Here is a 16,628-nt window from a genome sequence, read left to right as displayed (position 1 = left end):
ACCGTGGCCGTAAGCCCTGTCAGCACCGCATCGGGCAAGACCCGATTCGACGACATCTACAATCAGCCGGACCCCCGCGCCTACGTCCGCCGACTCGCCCCGCTGGACTACGAGATACCGCACCACGCGCAGGATGTCTTCCGGCGCACCCGCGCCGACCGGTCCGCGGCCGATGGCACCGACGGCCCCGTCACCGTCCTCGACCTCTGCTGCTCGTACGGCTTCAACGCCGCTCTCCTCAACCACCACCTGACACTGGCGGAGCTGTACGCGCACTACACCAGCCCTGAGGTCGACGCCCTCACGTCCGCCGAACTCATCGAACACGACAAGAAGTTCTACGCCGCACGGCGTCGCGCGGACGCCGCACCGGTCATCGGGCTCGACACCGCTGACCACGCCGTCCAGTACGCCCTGGCGGTCGGTCTGCTCGATCACGCATACGCCGAGAACCTGGAACACCACCCGCCCAGCCCTCGGTTGCGTCGCGCCGTCGCGGACACCGGCCTGATCACCGTCACCGGAGGCGTCGGCTACATCACCCACCGCACGTTTCAGGCGCTGCTGGAGAGCGCACGGGTGCCGATCTGGGTCAGCGCGTTCGTTCTGCGCTCCGTCTCCTACCAACTTGTGATCGCACAGCTTGCTGCCCATGGCCTGATCACCGAGACCCACTCCGCACAGACCTACCCCCAGCGGCGCTTCACCAGCGCGGCGGAACAGCGTCGCGCCGTCGAGCAGGTGCTCGCGGCCGGCGACGACCCCATCGGACTGGAGTCCGAAGGCCGCTATCACACCCGGCTGTACCAGTCCCGGCCACGCTCCGAATGACTGAGGTCCAGGAGTAGGAGCTGCTGATCGGCGGGCTCTCTTCCTGCCAGAACTCGGGCTCCATTCCTGCCGGAGCCGGGGCTGCCGACTGGCCGGCAGAGGGGCTGAGTCGGGCGGTCCGGTCTATTTCGGAGGCCGTATCACCCGTATCGCCCGTATCCTTCGTGGAGACCACGGCGTCACATCCCCGGGCGCCGAACCACTGGAGGCAACACCTCGTGCTGATTGCTCAGCGTCCGTCCCTGGCCGAAGAGGTCGTCGACGAGTTCCGCTCCCGGTTTGTGATCGAGCCGCTGGAGCCGGGCTTCGGCTACACCCTTGGCAACTCTCTCCGCCGTACCCTCCTGTCCTCGATCCCGGGTGCGGCTGTCACGTCCGTCCGCGTCGATGGCGTGCTGCACGAGTTCACCACCGTGCCGGGCGTCAAGGAGGACGTCACCGATCTGATCCTCAACATCAAGCAGCTGGTCGTGAGCAGTGAGCACGACGAGCCTGTGGTGATGTACCTGCGCAAGCAGGGGCCGGGTCTGGTCACCGCCGCCGACATCGCGCCCCCGGCCGGTGTCGAGGTGCACAACCCGGATCTGGTTCTTGCCACTCTCAACGGCAAGGGCAAGCTGGAGATGGAGCTCACGGTCGAGCGCGGCCGTGGTTATGTCTCCGCCGTGCAGAACAAGCAGGTGGGCCAGGAGATCGGCCGTGTCCCGGTCGACTCCATCTACTCGCCGGTGCTGAAGGTCACGTACAAGGTCGAGGCGACCCGTGTCGAGCAGCGCACCGACTTCGACAAGCTGATCGTCGATGTCGAGACCAAGCAGGCCATGCGTCCGCGTGACGCGATGGCCTCCGCCGGTAAGACGCTGGTCGAGCTGTTCGGTCTCGCCCGTGAGCTGAACATCGACGCCGAGGGCATCGACATGGGCCCGTCCCCGACGGACGCCGCCCTTGCCGCCGACTTGGTCCTGCCGATCGAGGAGCTCGAGCTCACCGTCCGGTCGTACAACTGCCTCAAGCGCGAGGGCGTCCACTCGGTGGGTGAGCTGGTCGCGCGCTCCGAGGCCGACCTGCTGGACATCCGCAACTTCGGTGCGAAGTCCATCGACGAGGTCAAGGCGAAGCTGCACGGCATGGGCCTGGCGCTCAAGGACAGCCCGCCCGGATTCGACCCCACCGCCGCTGTCGACGCCTTCGGCGCGAACAACGACGCGGACTCCGGGTTCGTCGAGACCGAGGAGTACTGAGCGCTGCGCTGCGCCGGGGGCGCGAGGGGCATTGCGGCGGCCCGAGCGATCACGCTCGGCCGCCCGCCCGCCCGCGCGTCCGCGGCATGTACGGCCTGGGACGGAGCGACCTCGGCGGCGCCCCCTGTGAAGATCGGTGTTGTGCCCCCGTAATCGAAACCCCGTAACTACACTCGCGCCCCATGCGTACCCCCAGCCTCACCAAGCAGTGGACGAAGATCTCCTCCGCCGTGAGCAGAGGTGAAGGTCCCGGGGGAGGTGGGTTTCCGTGACGGCCGGGCTGAAGTCCCGCCAGAAGGCCCGTCACAAACAGACCCGTGACCCCCGCGGCCACTGGCTGTTACTGGCGCTCACCCTCCCCGCCCTGTTCGCCGCCCTGCTCTTCCAGGGCTGGACCGAGCACGAGGTCGATGCCGCGAAGACGCGGTCGCCATGCACCTCGCCCGTACCGGATGCCGTGGCGAAGGGCGGGCCGGTGATCGGGATCAACCGCGGCGGGATACAGACGGCGGCGATGCCGCCCCGCACCGTGGCGCTCACCTTCGACGGCGGGCCCGACCCCGTCTGGACTCCGCGCCTGCTCGACCTCCTGCGGACGAACCGGGCACGCGCCACCTTCTTCGTCAAGGGCGCACAGGCGGCGCAGTACCCCGACCTGATCCGGCGGATCCGTGCCGAAGGGCACGAGATCGGCTCGAACACCTACACCGGTGCTGTTCTCGGCGAGTCCTCGCCGCCCCGCTTCGACGCCGAACTCGCCATGACCCAGGCCGCGTTGGCGGGTTCCACCGGCCTGCACACCAATCTGCTGCGGATGCCGCGGACCACGACACCCGACACACTGTGCGGCCGCGAGTGGCAGGCGGCCCGGCGTGCTACCTCCTACGGCTATGTGCTCGTCGCCACCGACAAGGGGTCGCGGAAGCCGGCGCTGGGGACGGTCAGGCAGTTGAGCCAGACGGCCGGTGCGTACCAGGAGGCGAAGAAGCTGCTCGGGAACCGGAACGTCGACCGGTTCACCACCGTGTCCGCGGGGCTCGATCTCGTCCCCTACTCCTCCGCCTCCACCGTCGACCGCTGGCAGGGGCAGGGGTTGATCTGGGCCACGGCCGCGGGGCGTGCTTTCTCCACGGCCATGATCTGGACCCTCGGCCTCGCCGGCGGCCTCGGTGTGCTGCGGCTGGTGCTGCTCGCCCTGTTCGCCCGGGCCCATGTGCGCAGGCTGGAGCGGTTCCGGCCGGGGGCGCCCTGGATGCGGGAGGTGACCGGGCCGGTGACGGTGCTCGTACCGGCGTACAACGAAGAGGTCGGCATCGAGTCCACCCTCCTCTCGCTGCTCGACTCCACCCACCAGGCGCTGCAGATCATCGTGATCGACGACGGGTCGACCGACCGTACGGCCGAGATCGCCGAGGGGATCGGGGATCCGCGCGTGGAGGTGATCCGCAAGCCCAACGAGGGCAAGGCCGCCGCCCTCAACACCGGGCTGGCGCAGGCGCGGTACGACATCGTGGTGATGGTCGACGCCGACACCGTCTTCGAGCCCGATGCCATTCAGCGGCTCGTCCAGCCGCTCGCGCACGCGGCCGTCGGCGCCGTCAGCGGCAACACCAAGGTCGGCAACCGCCGCAGGCTGCTGGCCCGATGGCAGCACCTGGAGTACGTCTTCGGGTTCAACCTCGACCGGCGCATGTTCGAGGTCCTGGAGTGCATGACGACGGTGCCCGGTGCCATCGGCGCCTTCCGCCGGGACGCGGTGCTGGCCGTCGGCGGGCTCAGTGACGACACCCTCGCCGAGGACACCGACCTCACGATGGCGCTGTGGCGGGCGGGCTGGCGGGTGCTGTACGAGGAGTCCGCCGTCGCCTGGACCGAAGTGCCCACGTCGGTGCGCCAGTTGTGGCAGCAGCGGTACCGCTGGTGCTACGGCACGATTCAGGCGATGTGGAAGCACCGCGGCGCCTTCTTCGGCAGGGGCACGGCCGGGCGCTTCGGCCGGCGCGGACTGCCGTACATCGCGCTCTTCCAGGTCGCCCTGCCGCTCCTCGCGCCCGTCATCGACGTCTACGCGCTGTACGGCGTGCTGTTCCGCGATCCGCTGGAGTCGGCACTGGTGTGGTTCGCCTTCCTCGGCGTCCAGCTCACCACGTCCGGCTACGCCCTGAGACTCGACGGTGAGCGGCTGCGGACGCTGTGGACGATGCCGTTCCAGATCATCGTCTACCGGCAGCTGATGTACCTGGTCGTCATCCAGTCCCTGGTCGCCCTGCTGCTCGGCAGCCGGCTGAAGTGGCACCGGGTCAAGCGGTCCGGCTCGGCCGCTGAACAGATCGGCGGTCCCGTTCCGTACAAGAGTCTGCGTTGACGTTGACCCTTCGAGCAGAACCAGCGGGACGGGTGGATGAACGACTGGACCCAGCATCCAGGAGACCACCAGGCGGGAGACGGCTGGACGGGAGACCGCTGGACGGCGAGCGCGGTGCCGGGCGCCGCGCCGCCGCCCCCGGCGGTGCCCCCGCCCTCGACCCGCACCGCCCCCCTGCCCGGCATGGCCTCGCCCGCAACCCCCGGCCGCTACGACCAGAGCGCCTACGACCGCCGCGGCCAGAGCCACGGCCGCCGCCGCCCCCGACGCCACCGCGTCGCGCGGACGGTGGCCGTCCTGTCGGCCGCGCTGCTGCTCTCCGTCGTCGGCACATACGTCTGGGCCGACACCCGCCTCAACCAGGAGGTCGACCTCGGCGCGCTCACCGGCCGGGCGCCGCTCGGCGAGGGCACCAACTACCTGGTCGTGGGCTCCGACAGCCGCGAGGGCCTGTCGTTGCAGGAGCAGCAGGACCTGAACACCGGCTCGACCGAGGGCCGCCGCACCGACTCGGTGATCCTGCTGCACACCGGGGCCGGCGGCACCACGATGCTGAGCCTGCCGCGCGACTCGTGGGTGACCCTCCCGCCGTACGTCGACCCGGACACCGGCAGGCGCTACCCCGCCACACCGAACAAGCTCAACGCGGCGTTCTCGCTAGGCGGCCCCGACCTGCTCGTCCGTACCGTGGAACGCAACACTGGAGTACGCATCGACCACTACGCGGAGATCGGCTTCGCCGGCTTCGTGGGCGTCGTCGACGCGGTCGGCGGGGTCGACATGTGCCTGGAGCGGGCCGTGAAGGACAAGGACTCGGGGGCCGACCTGCCCAGAGGCTGCCAGACCCTCGACGGCGCCGAGGCACTCGCGTTCGTACGGCAGCGCAAGCAGGAGGCCGAGGGTGACCTGGGACGCACCCGCAACCAGCAGAAGTTCCTGGCCGCGCTCGCGCAGAAGGCGGTCACGCCGTCCACTCTCCTCGACCCGACCAAATCGGTCCCCACGGCCGAGGCGGGCCTCGACACGCTGATCGTGGACAAGGACACGGAACTGCCCGACCTGGTGTCGCTGTTCGAGGCGACGCGGAGGGCCGCGTCGGGGAAGGGCAGCCAGCTCAACGTGCCCGTCTCCAACCCCGATCTGCGTACCTCCAAGGGCAGCGCGGTGCAATGGGACGAGCGGCGGGCGCGGGCCCTCTTCACGGCGCTGCGGAACGATCAGTCGGTACCCGCGGGCTAGTCACAGGAACGGCGTACCCGCGTCGAGCCCGGACAGCACCCGGCCGTACAGCTCCAGGTTGGTGGCCGGGTTGACGAACGAGTGCAGGCTCAGCGCTCGCAGATCACGCACGGTCCGCTGGATCGGCACGTCCCGGCGTAGGGACGAGGCACCGGACGCCGAGCCGATCAGGTCGGCGGCCTCCGTGCACAGCCTGGCCACATAGCCACTGCTCGCCCGGATCCGGGCGCGTTCCTCGGTCGTGTACGGCTGCCCGCTCGCCGCCCGCGACTCGATCAGCGTGACGATGTCGCCCGTCAGCAACTCGGCACAGGAGATCTTCATCGCGGCCTCGGCCGCCTGCAGATGCGTCACGGCGGCCTCGCTCTGCCGCTTGTAGAAGGTGTACGTGATGCCGCGCCGGTGGATCCGTTCCCGGAACTCCGCCAGCGCCGAGCGCGCCAGCCCGAGAGCGTTCGGCGTCGTCCACGCGCAGAACAGCATCAGCACCGGCATCCGGTAGAACGGGTCGTCCGCGTTGGCCTTGGACGGGAACTCCCCGCGCAGCAACGGCCCGACCGGCAGCACGCGATGAGCCGGTACGGCGATGTCCCGGGCGACGACACTGTTGCTGCCGCTGCCCGCCAGCCCCGTCACATGCCAGTCGTCCAGAACCTCCAACTCGGCCATGGGGACGGCGGCCCACAGGATCTCGGGAGGCTCATCGCCGGACTCGACCCGTGCGGTGAGCAGATGCCAGTCGGCGTCCTGACAGCCGGTGGCGAAGGGCGAGGTGCCGTTGACGACGTACCCGTCCTCGGTGGGGACGGCCGTGGCGTCCGGGATGAGAGTGCCGCTGACCCGTACGTCCGGGCCGGTGAAGATCTCGTCCTGCACCTCGTCGGGGAACAGCGCCGCGATGTACGCGCACCCCGCCTGGATCAACGCCATGAACCCGGCCGAACCGCACGCGGCGGAGACCTCGGCCAGCGCGTCGACCTGTGTCCGCAGGCCGCTCTGATAACCGCCGTACCGCCGGGGCACGTTCATCCGGAAGATCCCGGCCTCGGTGAGCGCGTCGACGACTTCGGGCGTGACGCGCCGTTCCTGCTCGGTGCGGGGGGCGTGTTCGCGGATGAGGGGACGTAACGCTCGTACGCGGTCGACGAGTTCGGCGTCGGCACCGGGCAGCGGGGGTAACGGAGTCATGAACGCACCGTCACCTGGACGACCGGGTGTGTCAACAGCGCCTGCCGCGCCGGGAATTGAACGGCTATCCGCCGGTGGTCGTGGTGCCGTCCCCCAGTTCGTCGGCCAGGCAGGCGAGGTACAGGGCCATGGTCGTCCGGTGCTCACGGAGTGGACGGCCGGTGATCTGCTCGATCTTGTTCATGCGGTAGACGACGGTGTTGCGGTGGATGTGCAGGGCGGCGGACGCGCGGACGAGGTTGAATCCGCTCTCGCACCAGGCGGTGATCGTGTCGCGCAGGACCGGCCAGTCCGGCTGGGCCCGCAGCCGTGCCGCGGTCAGTTCGATCAGACGGTTGCGCGTGGGCTGGCTCACCGTCGCCAGGACCTGATGGACGCGCAGATCGGCGATCAGGTGGACCGGGGAGTCGACGGCGACGCGGCCGCCGAGGCGGAGCGCGTCGCGGGCGTCCTGGTACGAGTCGTGCAGGCCGGCCACGGAGACGGCCGGTTCGCCGATCCCCGCGCGGGCGTTCAGTCCGTCCTGCGCGGCGATGATGTCGGTGATTCTCCGGCAGTCGTCGATCAGGGAGGACACCCTGGTCCGGGCCGGGAGCCGGCGCAGTACCCCGATCCAGCCGGGAGCCGTGGAGGCGACGATGTCCTGGGGATCGGCGAAGACTTCGCGAACCGTGCGGAGCAGTTCCGAGCGGACCAGCGCCATGTCCCGGGTCGGGGCGCCCTGGCGGCGGGCGGCCGTCGCGGGCACGCTCACCTCGAACGCCACCGCGACCCGCTCAAGTCGTAGGTCGTAGCCGAGTTCGGCGGCCCGGAACAGGAGGAAATCGCCTTCGACGACCTGAGGGTCGTAGGAGGCGATGTCGGCGAGCAGCGTCTCCGTTGCCCGTTCGGCGAGCAGGCGGGAGCGCAGCATCACGGATTCCCTGAGCAGGATCTCCGTCTGACGCTTCACCAGCAGCCCGAAGCGGCGTACTTGAGCAGGGGTTCCGGTGATCCCGACCGTTCCCACCGCCTGTCCGTCCGAGACCAGCGGCAGGGTGACACCCGGGCGCACGCCACGCAGCTGTTGGGCCTGCAACGCGTTGTGTGTGGCGGCCTCCTGAGTGCGGATCACATCGACCGACGCCTCATGAAAGCTTCCGACCCGGCTGGTGTCGCCGCTGCCGATGACCATGCCGTCCGCATCGGTGATCAGCACATTGAAGCCGATGACGGCGGAGGTGTCCCCGGCGATCTCCTGCGCGAGTGACGGGCTCAGCACGATGCTTCCTCCCGTCACAGGAATGGGCCGGGAACGGGCCGTGGGTCGGCCGACGGCTGGACGCACCGTACAGCATGCCGAGGAATACCGGCCGCAAGTTCGTACGAAGTGACCGGTGACGTGATGAGGTCCTGTCCATAACGTATGGGCCCAATCACCTCCCCGTCGGAGGCACAGCGCGGTGAAACGGCGGGCTCCTTCAGCTCCCCCAGCACTGATTCGGAAGGCCCACGCCATGACCCGTATACGATCGCTCACCGGCGGTTTGTCGCTAATGCTCCTGATGCTGGCGGCCACCGCCTGTGGCTCGGGCGACGATGACGCCCCCAAGAACGTGTCCGCCGAGACCGCCGCGCTGGGCACGCTCACGGACGGCGTCATCAAGGTCGCCGTCCAGCCGTACGCTCCGTACACCAGCGTCGAGGGCGACAAGATCGTCGGCCTGGACGGCGACATCCTCACCTACGTGTCCGAGAAACTGGGCCTGGAGATAGAGCCCCAGGTGACGGACTTCGCCGGCATGCTCGCGGGCGTGCAGTCCCGTCGCGTGGACATCACCATCGGCGGTGTCGCCTGGTCCGCCGACCGGCAGAAGCAGGGGCTGTTCACCGACCCGCCGTACTACTCGCCCCCGGCGATGGCCGTCCGCAGCGGGAAGACCTACAAGACCGTCGACGACCTGAAGGGCCTGGAACTCGGCACGGTCGAGGGCTATGTGTGGGTCAAGTCGATCCAGGCCGTCCCCGACGCCAAACTGCACGCCTACCCCGACGCCAACGGAGTCTTCGACGACCTCGGCGCGGGCCGCGTCGACGTGGGGTTCCTCGACCCGCTGATCATCATCGCGGCGCAGAAGGAACGGCCGGACCTGAAGATCGACACCCAGTACCTGACACCACCGACCGCGGCCGAGGTCGAGGCCAAGCCCGACTACCAGTACTTCCAGCCCTACCAGACCGGCTTCTACCTGCCCCAGAAGGCCACCAAGCTGGAGAAGGCGATCTCCGCCGAGATCGACGCCATGTACCAGAACGGCGAGATGGAGAAGCTCGTCAAGAAGTACGGCGGCGATGCCGAGCAGTTCCTGAAGCCCGCCGCCGATGTCGCCACCGCCCGCCGCGGTGTGGACCGGCCCCAGGACTGGACTCCGCCGTCCATCGGTGAGTGAGGGGCTGACATGTCCGATCTCTTCCAAGTCCCCTGGTCCGACTACCGGCCCGACCTGCTGGACGCGCTGTGGCGCACCCTCTCCTATACGGTGGTGAGCTTCGTCGGCGCCGTGCTCCTGGGCCTCGCCGTGGCGCTGCTCAGGCTGAGCAGGGCATGGCCGCTGCGCGCGGTCGCCGCCGTCTACACCGAGCTGTTCAAGAACATCCCCCTGCTGGCCATCATCTTCCTGGCCTACTTCGGCCTGGCCTCTGCGGGGATCCGGCTGGACGTCTTCACCGCCGGATGCCTGAGCCTGGTCGTCTTCTACGCCGCCTACCTGTCCGAGATCTTCCGCTCCGCGATCAGCGGCGTGCACACCGGGCAGACGGAGGCAGGGCAGGCACTGGGACTCGGCAGGACGGGAATCTTCCGTCACATCGTCCTCCCGCAGGCCGTACGCCAGGCACTGCCCGGGACCAACACGATGCTCGTCGACCTGCTGAAGTCCACCTCGCTGCTGGTCACCGTCTCCGCCGCCGAGCTGATGTCCGAAGGGCGGCTCATCACCTCGGCCACGTTCCGGGCCCTGGAGGTGTATCTCGTCATCTCCGCCATCTACTTCGCCCTGTGCTATCCGCTCTCCCAACTGCTGCTTCTGCTGGAGCGGAAGGTACGGGCAGGCGTCCCCCTGTCCCCGTGGCGACGACGGCGCCTGCGCGCGGCGCGCGCCCTGCTCGCCCAGGATCTGAGCGCCGACGTGAAGGCAGGTGCCGTATGACCGAGCCAGTCACCGCCGCGCAGACCAAGTCGCCGCCGCCGTCCGAGGCCGTCGTGCGGATCGGCGGGCTGAGCAAGTCCTTCGACGGCAGGCTGGTGCTCGACGGCGTCCACCTGACCATCGACCGGGGCCGCATCGTCAGCGTCATCGGGCAGAGCGGAGGCGGGAAGACGACGTTGATGCGCTGCGTCAACCTGCTGGAACGGCCCGACCGGGGCACGGTCGAGGTCGCCGGAGAGGTGGTCCACCAGGACGGCCGCACGGTCTGTCGCGACCTGGCCCGGCTGCGCCGCACCGTGGGCATGGTCTTCCAGCGGTTCAACCTGTTCCCGCACCTCACCGCCGTGGAGAACGTCGTCCTGGCCCAGCGCAAGGCGGGCATCCCGGAACCGGAGGCGCTGGAGCGTGCCGTCGCGCTGCTGCGCCGGGTCGGCGTCGCCCACCGTGCCCTCGCCCTGCCCGACCAGCTCTCCGGCGGCGAGCAGCAACGCGTCGCCATCGCGCGGGCGCTCGCCCTCAAGCCCGAGTTGCTGCTCTTCGACGAGCCCACGTCCTCCCTCGACCCCGAGGCCACCCGGGAGGTGCTGAGCGTGATGCGCGAACTCGCCGCGGACGGCATGACGATGATGCTGGTCACCCACGAACTGCCCTTCGCCCGCGAGGTGTCCGACCGCGTCGTCTTCGTCGACGGCGGCCGGATCGTGGAGGAAGGCAGGCCCGAGGACGTTCTCGGAGCACCCGCCGAGGCCCGCACCCGGGAGTTCCTCACGTCGTACGGATCCACGTCATGACCGGCGTGCCCGGCAGGCCGGGGCCGGTGGGCGACCACCCTGTCGTGGTCGTGGGAGGCGGTGTCGTGGGCCTGTGCACCGCCTACTACCTGGCCGCGGCCGGGCTGCCGGTGGCGGTCGTCGAACGGCGCGGTCTGGGCTCGGGGGTGTCCCGGGGCAACGCGGGCTGGGTCTGCCTGAGCCACTCGACGCCCGTCCCGGCCCCGGGTGTGGTGCGCTACGCCCTGCGCTCGCTGGGGCGGCCGGACTCACCGCTGTATCTACGGCCGCTTCCGGATCCGGCGTTCCTGCGGTGGCTGTGGCGGTTCTGGCGCAGCAGCACCCCGGCCGCGTTCCGGCGCGGTTACGCCGCGATCGCCGAGCTGAACCGCGGCACGTTCGACCTCTTCGACGGCCTGCGCGAGGCGGGGGTGGCCACGACGCTGACCCGGCCCGGGATGGTGCACGCGTTCCTGTCGCCGGTGGAGGCTCGCCATCACCTCGCGATCCAGCAGGAGATGGCGGACGGCCGCTATCCGATGCCCGACGACGTCACCACGGGTGCCGAAGCCCATCTGCTGGACGCCGCGCTGTCGCCCCGGGTGCGCGCGGCCTACCTCGTGGAGGGGGAGGGCGTGGTCGATCCGGAGGCCTTCGCCCGCGGGCTCGGTGCGGCGCTGGCCGCCGCGGGGGTGAAGGTCCATGAGAACGCGGAGGTCACGGGATTCCGGTCCGAAGGGGGGCGGGTCACCGCCTTGAGCACCGATCAGGGCGAGATTCCCTGCTCGGCCGTCGTCGTCGCGGCCGGTATGCGCTCCCCGCGTCTGCTGCGTGCTCTGGGACACCGACTGCCTCTCCAGGCGGGCAAGGGGTACAGCTTCTCGGTGGAGCTGGACCCGGCGCCCCGGCACACGCTGTACTTCGGCGAGCGCCGGGCCGTCGCCTCACCGATCGGCGGCACCACGCGGATCGGCGGCACGATGGAGCTGAGCGGCAACAACAGCCGTCTCGACTGGCGCCGTGTCGTCGCCGTGGCGCTGGCGAGCCGGCACTATCTGGGCCGCTGGTTCGACGACCCGGACGACTTGGTGAGCGTGATCCGCGATCCCTGGGTCGGCGGGCGGCCGTTCCTGCCCGACGGGCTGCCGGTGATCGACCGCATCCCGGGGCACGCCAACGCCTTCGCGGCCACCGGCCACGGCATGCTCGGCGTCACCCTGGGCCCCGCCACAGGGCACCGGCTCGCCGAGTACATCCGCACCGGCCGACGCCCCGAGGCCCTCGCACCGTTCTGCTTCGACCGGCTCCGCCGCTGAACCGGGACGCTCAGGTGTAGCGGCGCAGGACGAGGCGGCGTCGGCCATCCTTGTCGAGTACGTCGGTGTCCACCTCGTAGCCGTTGTCCTCCGCGTAGCGCAGGGCGGCGGCGTGGCCGTAGGCGCGGGCGACCTTGGTCAGCCATGGCTGGTCGTAACGGGACCTGTCGTACTCGCTGATGACGGCTTCGAAGGTGCCGTCGTCGCCGCGGCGGAAGCCGATGTCGTTGCTGAGGCGGCCGATGTGGGCACGGCGGATGATCACTTCGGCGCGGTCCCGGCGGGCGTCGCCCTTGTAGCCGTAGAGGCGCTGTGGCTTGTCATGGGTCTCGACGGTGGTGAAGCCGACCGCGGCGAGGGCCTGGACGAGCAGGTCGGGGTCGCGCAGCGCGGTGCGGACGCGAGTGAAGTGCGACATGACGATTCCTTGGGGTCGGAGACGGGAGGGGCGGCGCAGCCGGGTGCTCACGCCAGGCGGACGACCGGCTGTCTGTCCAGGACCAGGGTCTGACGGCGCAGGTCGTAGGCGGTGACGGTGAGGCGCTTGTGGGCGTCGATGCGGAACTCGAGGCGGAAGCGGTCCTCTCCGGCCGTGGCCGGGGGATCGGCTTCCAGGAAGGTGGGGCTGTCCTCGTTGAGCCAGAGCATGGACCGCTGCTGGCGCTGCTGCGGGGTGACGGTGACGGTACGGGCGCCACCGCCGGCGTCGAAGGAGATCTCCAGCTCGGCGCTGGCGTCGCGGTAGGTGGCGTGGGCGAGTTCGTAGACGGCCAGGCCGAGTCGGCGCTGCCGATCGTGCACCGCCCTGACGGTGAGAGTCTTGACCGGTTCCTCGGTGGGATAGGCGGTGCCGGCTTCCACCAGGGTCTCGAACTCGTAGGCGCCGGTGTCGTGGTCGACATGCCGGATGGCGTAGTCGTGCTGGATGTGGTCGAACAACTCGCTGCCGCCCGCGATGCCTGCCGCCCCGGCGGCCACCGCCTCCAAGGGCCGGTCCAGGCGCACCACTTCGGGGTCGAAGTGCAGGTGGACGACGTCCTGCACGGCGGGGATGAGGCAGCTGCCGCCGACGAGGAAGACGCCCCGGATGTCGTCGGTGCCGAAGCCGCGCCCGGTCGCGGCGTCCAGGCAGGAGCGCAGGGCCTGGTTGATCCGGCGCAGCACGCCTTTGTCGCGCAGGAGGGCGTCGAACTCGCCGCGGGTGACCGTGACTTGATGCACACGGTCGCTGCGGGCGTCGGCGGCGCGGATGACGGCCTGCTCGGCGGTGGCCAGTTCGCGTTTGGCCCGCTCGGCGGAGGCCAGCAGGCGGCGGAAGACCTGGTTGCGGCCGATCTGGTCACCATGCGGCAGGGCGAGTTGGCCGAGGGCGTGTTCGGCGAGGAACGCGTCGATGGTGTTGCCGCCCAGGTCCAGGCCCCGCTTCGCGATCGTGCGCACCCCCGCGCCGGAGCCCGCCTCGTCGGGCTCCTGCACCCGGACGACGGAGACATCGAGGGTGCCGGCCCCGAAGTCGATCACGGCGAACGCGTCGCCGGGGTTGAGCCGGGCGCTGTAGCCGACGGCGGCCGCGGTGGCCTCGTCGACGATGCGGAGCCGGGCGGTGGGAAGGCCCTCGCGGACCTCGCGCACCAGCCAGTCGCGGTAGCCGTCGAAGGACTCCACGGGTGCGGTGGCGACGATCTCCAGGTCGTCGTCCTCGATGGTGAGCAGGGCCAGCGCCATGATGTCGCTGAGGAACTGGGTGGCCGCCTCCCGGCCGGTGACCTTGCGGTCGCCGACCGGGCGGGCCGCGTCGTAGGCGTGTCCGGAAACGTTGCTCTTGGTGGACGCGAAGACGGTGAAGCCGGGGTCGTCGTCCATCTCGGGGGTGACCTGGATGCCGAGGCGGCGGGTGGTTCCGTCGTGCGCGTAGGCGATCAGAGAGGGCACCACCCGCTGGGTGGGGCCGGGGCCGGCCTCGCGCAGCATGTCGACGCCTGGCAGCGGGATGGGGACGCCGCGGCCCGCCTCGGGGTCCCAGCCCGCGACGACGGTGTTGGCGGTGCCGAAGTCGATGCCGATACGGGTGGTCATACGTCTCCCTCACGTTCCGGATGCTCGCCCAGTTCGATCTCGTAGTCGCCCGGCGCCACCGACCGGGTTGCCCCGCCGAGCCCGACATCGTGCCGGAAGCGGTGTTCCAGGCACATCCGCAGCAACCCCAGGGCCTGGCGGGACGATTCGTCCAGGACCGGGTGCTCCATCACCGTGATCACTTTCGTCAGCTCTCCGTGGCCCATCACGCCCATGGGCTTGGCGATCAATGGACGAAGAGCGAGGGCGGTCAGGACATAGATGTCGACGGCGCCTTCTTCCAGGCCCGCCACCGCCAGTAGGTCTCCAGCCGGTGACACCCGTGCGCAACTCGCCCTGGCACGAGACTGGTCGGCGAGGAGGGGGATCTGCTCGGGCACGGGGTCTTCGGGCGGGGGCGTGTCACGCGTCGGCGGCACGTCGAGGAGTTCGAGATGAGTTCCCGTGACGGCGAGGAACCGGTCCAGTGCGGGGGACCAGGCGAGGTGGATCGGGGATGTCCCGTACGTCCAGGGATGGGTCGTGACCGGCGTCTGTGAGGTCGTGAGAGGTTCGTGCCACACATGCAGCCCGCCGGAGTGGGTGCCGCAGAGAAGAGCGGAAGGCGAGAGCGCGGCCGAGTTCGCGTTATGTCTGAGGATTTCGGGGCCACTGAGCTTGTTCACAGCAGAGTCGGCGAGGTCGGCGACCACGATGTTGCCGGGGTCGTCGACCACGGCGATCAGCCGCCCCTCCGCATCCACTACGGGGGTCCTCGGAGTGATACGTCCCTGCTGGCGCAGCATGCCGCTGTCGGTGAGGTTCCCGCCGGAGCGGCCGGTGAACACCGTCCACGCGGCCGGCACTTCGGGGTTTCTCGCGGTCACGATGAAGGCGCGGTCCCCGGCGATGCGCTCCACGTCGCGCACATCGCCGGGCTGGGTGTAGAGCGCCAGCGTGCCGTTCTCGTCGGCGTAGTGGATCTGCTTGCCCGCCACGACGATCATTGCGTCTGAGCCCAGATGTGCGATTCGCTGCGCCGGATGCGGGAGGTGGTCTTCCAGCCACACCAGCGTCAGACTGGCGAGATCCACGATCCCGGCACAATGCCTCGGTCCTCGTCCGGCGAACGCGAGTTGTATGCCGTCCGGTGCGAAGTCGAGAGCCTGAACCGCGATCGGCTGCTCGTCGGTGTCGGTCGGCCAGATTCGGGTGCGGGGGAGGGAGCTGAACGGACCTGCGCCGGCCAGGCCTTCCACGAACCGGGCCACGGCAATCGAGTCCGCGGCACGCAGTGCTTCGAAGACGCGGCGATCGTCCTCACCCCTCGGACGCCAGTCACCGAACTCGTCGGCCGTCTGCACCGCTTCGTGCAGCGACATCAGCAGCGTGAGGGACCATAGGCGGTCCCAGTCACGCCGATCCGCCAACTGCTCTGCCACATAGGCACGTTCATGCTCGGAGAGGGAGGCGAAGTCCTCCTCCTGAGAACTCTGTCCCGCCAGCACGCGCACCACATCCAGGATGCCGAGTCCGCTCATCTCGACCCGCAGAACCGAGCGCTCCTCGTCGGAGGCGCCCCGGTAGCCGAGCGTCAGAAGAGAGCCGTCGGGATCCAGCGCCCGATACTGCTCCAACTGCCTGGTGCGTACGAAGAAGATGGCGCGCTGGACCTGATCGGCGGGCGCGAGATGGTGCTCGGCGCAGAAGGTCGCCGCCCTGGGGGAGTCCAGCGCCGCCTCGCAGAACAGGTCGATGGTCTCGGGGGCGCTCTGCGCGAGCAACCAGGCCCGGGCACGTTCGCCGATGGGGTGGTCGAAGCGGAGGGCGGCATCGATGAGCGTGCGCTCTTCCAGGGGCACGCCGTCGTCGCCGAGCGCCAGGCGGCTGAGGAAGCGCACTTGGAGCTCGGAGGTCGTTGGGGCGGGGCCCCAGCGCTTCAGTAGTGACCACAGCTCGGCATCGTCCTGATCGAGCCAGTCCTGCCATGCGGCATCAACGAGCATGGCGGGTACGGGTGTTGGGCCCTGGGGGAGTCCCGCCACGAGAGGGGAGGCCCATCGCCCCGGGGACGCCCTGGACACCGACGGCATCAGCCACGCCCCGAACACCGCCTCCTGGCCGTGGGTTTCCATGGAGTGGGCGACGGCGCGCAGGGCCCGGGGCACGCCGGAATCCGCGGCGCGCAACACGGCACCGAGAGCCCAGCGGCCCAGCCGGGAGTCTGCGGCGGCCCGCAGGCGCAGCACCAGAACGGCGATTCGTACTCGCATCGGCCTCACTCCGTCCTGTCAGCGCCGAGCGCGATGTCCGCGCCGAAGCGATCCTCGAGCGCGCACACGCCGGGCCCGCATTGCGCGGAGCCGTCGCCCCGTCGGCGCGCGGCGAGTTCGGTCAGCCGGGCGGCGTGGGGAGCGGTGAGCGTCTTCGCCATG

14 protein-coding genes are annotated in these 16,628 nt (G+C 69.9%); 8 read left to right on the top strand and 6 right to left on the bottom strand.

Annotation, left to right across the window (positions count from 1 at the left end):
* Positions 1 to 3: 3 nt before the first annotated feature.
* The 4 genes from AB0I98_RS37955 (at position 4) to AB0I98_RS37940 (ending at position 5,676) form a co-directional block, all read left to right on the top strand.
* Positions 4 to 831, top strand: coding sequence for a hypothetical protein (locus tag AB0I98_RS37955; RefSeq protein ID WP_362949864.1), 828 nt, complete (start codon positions 4 to 6; stop codon positions 829 to 831).
* Between the two features lie 218 nt (positions 832 to 1,049).
* Positions 1,050 to 2,072, top strand: a complete 1,023-nt coding sequence (locus AB0I98_RS37950; RefSeq protein ID WP_210571255.1) for a DNA-directed RNA polymerase subunit alpha — start codon at positions 1,050 to 1,052, stop codon at positions 2,070 to 2,072.
* 268 nt (positions 2,073 to 2,340) lie between these two features.
* Positions 2,341 to 4,437, top strand: a complete 2,097-nt coding sequence (locus tag AB0I98_RS37945) for a glycosyltransferase (RefSeq protein ID WP_362949863.1) — start codon at positions 2,341 to 2,343, stop codon at positions 4,435 to 4,437.
* Between the two features lie 36 nt (positions 4,438 to 4,473).
* Entirely contained in the window at positions 4,474 to 5,676 is a 1,203-nt protein-coding gene (locus AB0I98_RS37940) for an LCP family protein (RefSeq protein ID WP_362949861.1), read from the top strand.
* Here AB0I98_RS37940 and AB0I98_RS37935 read toward each other — a convergent pair whose 3' ends face one another.
* Both AB0I98_RS37935 and AB0I98_RS37930 read right to left on the bottom strand, forming a co-directional pair.
* Positions 5,677 to 6,864 (bottom strand): flavin-dependent monooxygenase, encoded by a 1,188-nt coding sequence (locus AB0I98_RS37935; protein ID WP_362949859.1) that lies wholly within the window; start codon positions 6,862 to 6,864, stop codon positions 5,677 to 5,679.
* A gap of 64 nt (positions 6,865 to 6,928) precedes the next feature.
* Positions 6,929 to 8,125 carry a sugar diacid recognition domain-containing protein gene (locus tag AB0I98_RS37930; RefSeq protein ID WP_362949857.1) on the bottom strand — a complete coding sequence of 399 codons (1,197 nt, stop codon included), beginning with the start codon at positions 8,123 to 8,125 and terminating at the stop codon, positions 6,929 to 6,931.
* Between the two features lie 235 nt (positions 8,126 to 8,360).
* On the opposite strand from AB0I98_RS37930, the gene AB0I98_RS37925 reads away from it, so the two are divergent.
* From AB0I98_RS37925 to AB0I98_RS37910, 4 genes are read left to right on the top strand one after another with little or no spacing between them, the layout of a single operon-like run.
* Positions 8,361 to 9,293, top strand: coding sequence for a transporter substrate-binding domain-containing protein (locus AB0I98_RS37925; RefSeq protein ID WP_362949856.1), 933 nt, complete (start codon positions 8,361 to 8,363; stop codon positions 9,291 to 9,293).
* Positions 9,294 to 9,302: 9 nt separating this feature from the next.
* A complete protein-coding gene (locus AB0I98_RS37920) occupies positions 9,303 to 10,052 on the top strand; it encodes an amino acid ABC transporter permease (protein ID WP_362949855.1) in 750 nt (249 codons plus the stop codon).
* Positions 10,049 to 10,843 carry an amino acid ABC transporter ATP-binding protein gene (locus tag AB0I98_RS37915; RefSeq protein ID WP_362949853.1) on the top strand — a complete coding sequence of 265 codons (795 nt, stop codon included), beginning with the start codon at positions 10,049 to 10,051 and terminating at the stop codon, positions 10,841 to 10,843. Before AB0I98_RS37920 ends, AB0I98_RS37915 begins: the two co-directional genes overlap by 4 nt.
* A complete protein-coding gene (locus AB0I98_RS37910) occupies positions 10,840 to 12,138 on the top strand; it encodes an FAD-dependent oxidoreductase (protein ID WP_362949852.1) in 1,299 nt (432 codons plus the stop codon). The genes AB0I98_RS37915 and AB0I98_RS37910 overlap by 4 nt, the downstream gene beginning before the upstream one ends.
* A 10-nt stretch (positions 12,139 to 12,148) precedes the next feature.
* Here AB0I98_RS37910 and AB0I98_RS37905 read toward each other — a convergent pair whose 3' ends face one another.
* The 4 genes from AB0I98_RS37905 to AB0I98_RS37890 are packed head-to-tail and all read right to left on the bottom strand — an operon-like array spanning position 12,149 to position 16,627.
* The gene (locus AB0I98_RS37905) at positions 12,149 to 12,556 is read right to left on the bottom strand and encodes a DUF1257 domain-containing protein (RefSeq protein WP_362949851.1); all 408 of its coding nucleotides are present in this window, start codon (positions 12,554 to 12,556) and stop codon (positions 12,149 to 12,151) included.
* 47 nt (positions 12,557 to 12,603) lie between these two features.
* Positions 12,604 to 14,214, bottom strand: a complete 1,611-nt coding sequence (locus AB0I98_RS37900; RefSeq protein ID WP_362949849.1) for an Hsp70 family protein — start codon at positions 14,212 to 14,214, stop codon at positions 12,604 to 12,606.
* Entirely contained in the window at positions 14,211 to 16,466 is a 2,256-nt protein-coding gene (locus tag AB0I98_RS37895) for a hypothetical protein (RefSeq protein WP_362949848.1), read from the bottom strand. Before AB0I98_RS37895 ends, AB0I98_RS37900 begins: the two co-directional genes overlap by 4 nt.
* Positions 16,467 to 16,471: 5 nt before the next feature.
* A complete protein-coding gene (locus tag AB0I98_RS37890) occupies positions 16,472 to 16,627 on the bottom strand; it encodes a hypothetical protein (protein ID WP_362949846.1) in 156 nt (51 codons plus the stop codon).
* Position 16,628: the final 1 nt, after the last annotated feature.

The sequence above is a fragment of the Streptomyces sp. NPDC050211 genome, assembly GCF_040656035.1.
In the GTDB taxonomy this organism is placed as follows: Bacteria; Actinomycetota; Actinomycetes; order Streptomycetales; family Streptomycetaceae; genus Streptomyces.
The sequence above is the reverse complement of the archived record's forward strand: the minus strand, read 5'-3'. Positions and strand labels throughout refer to the sequence as shown.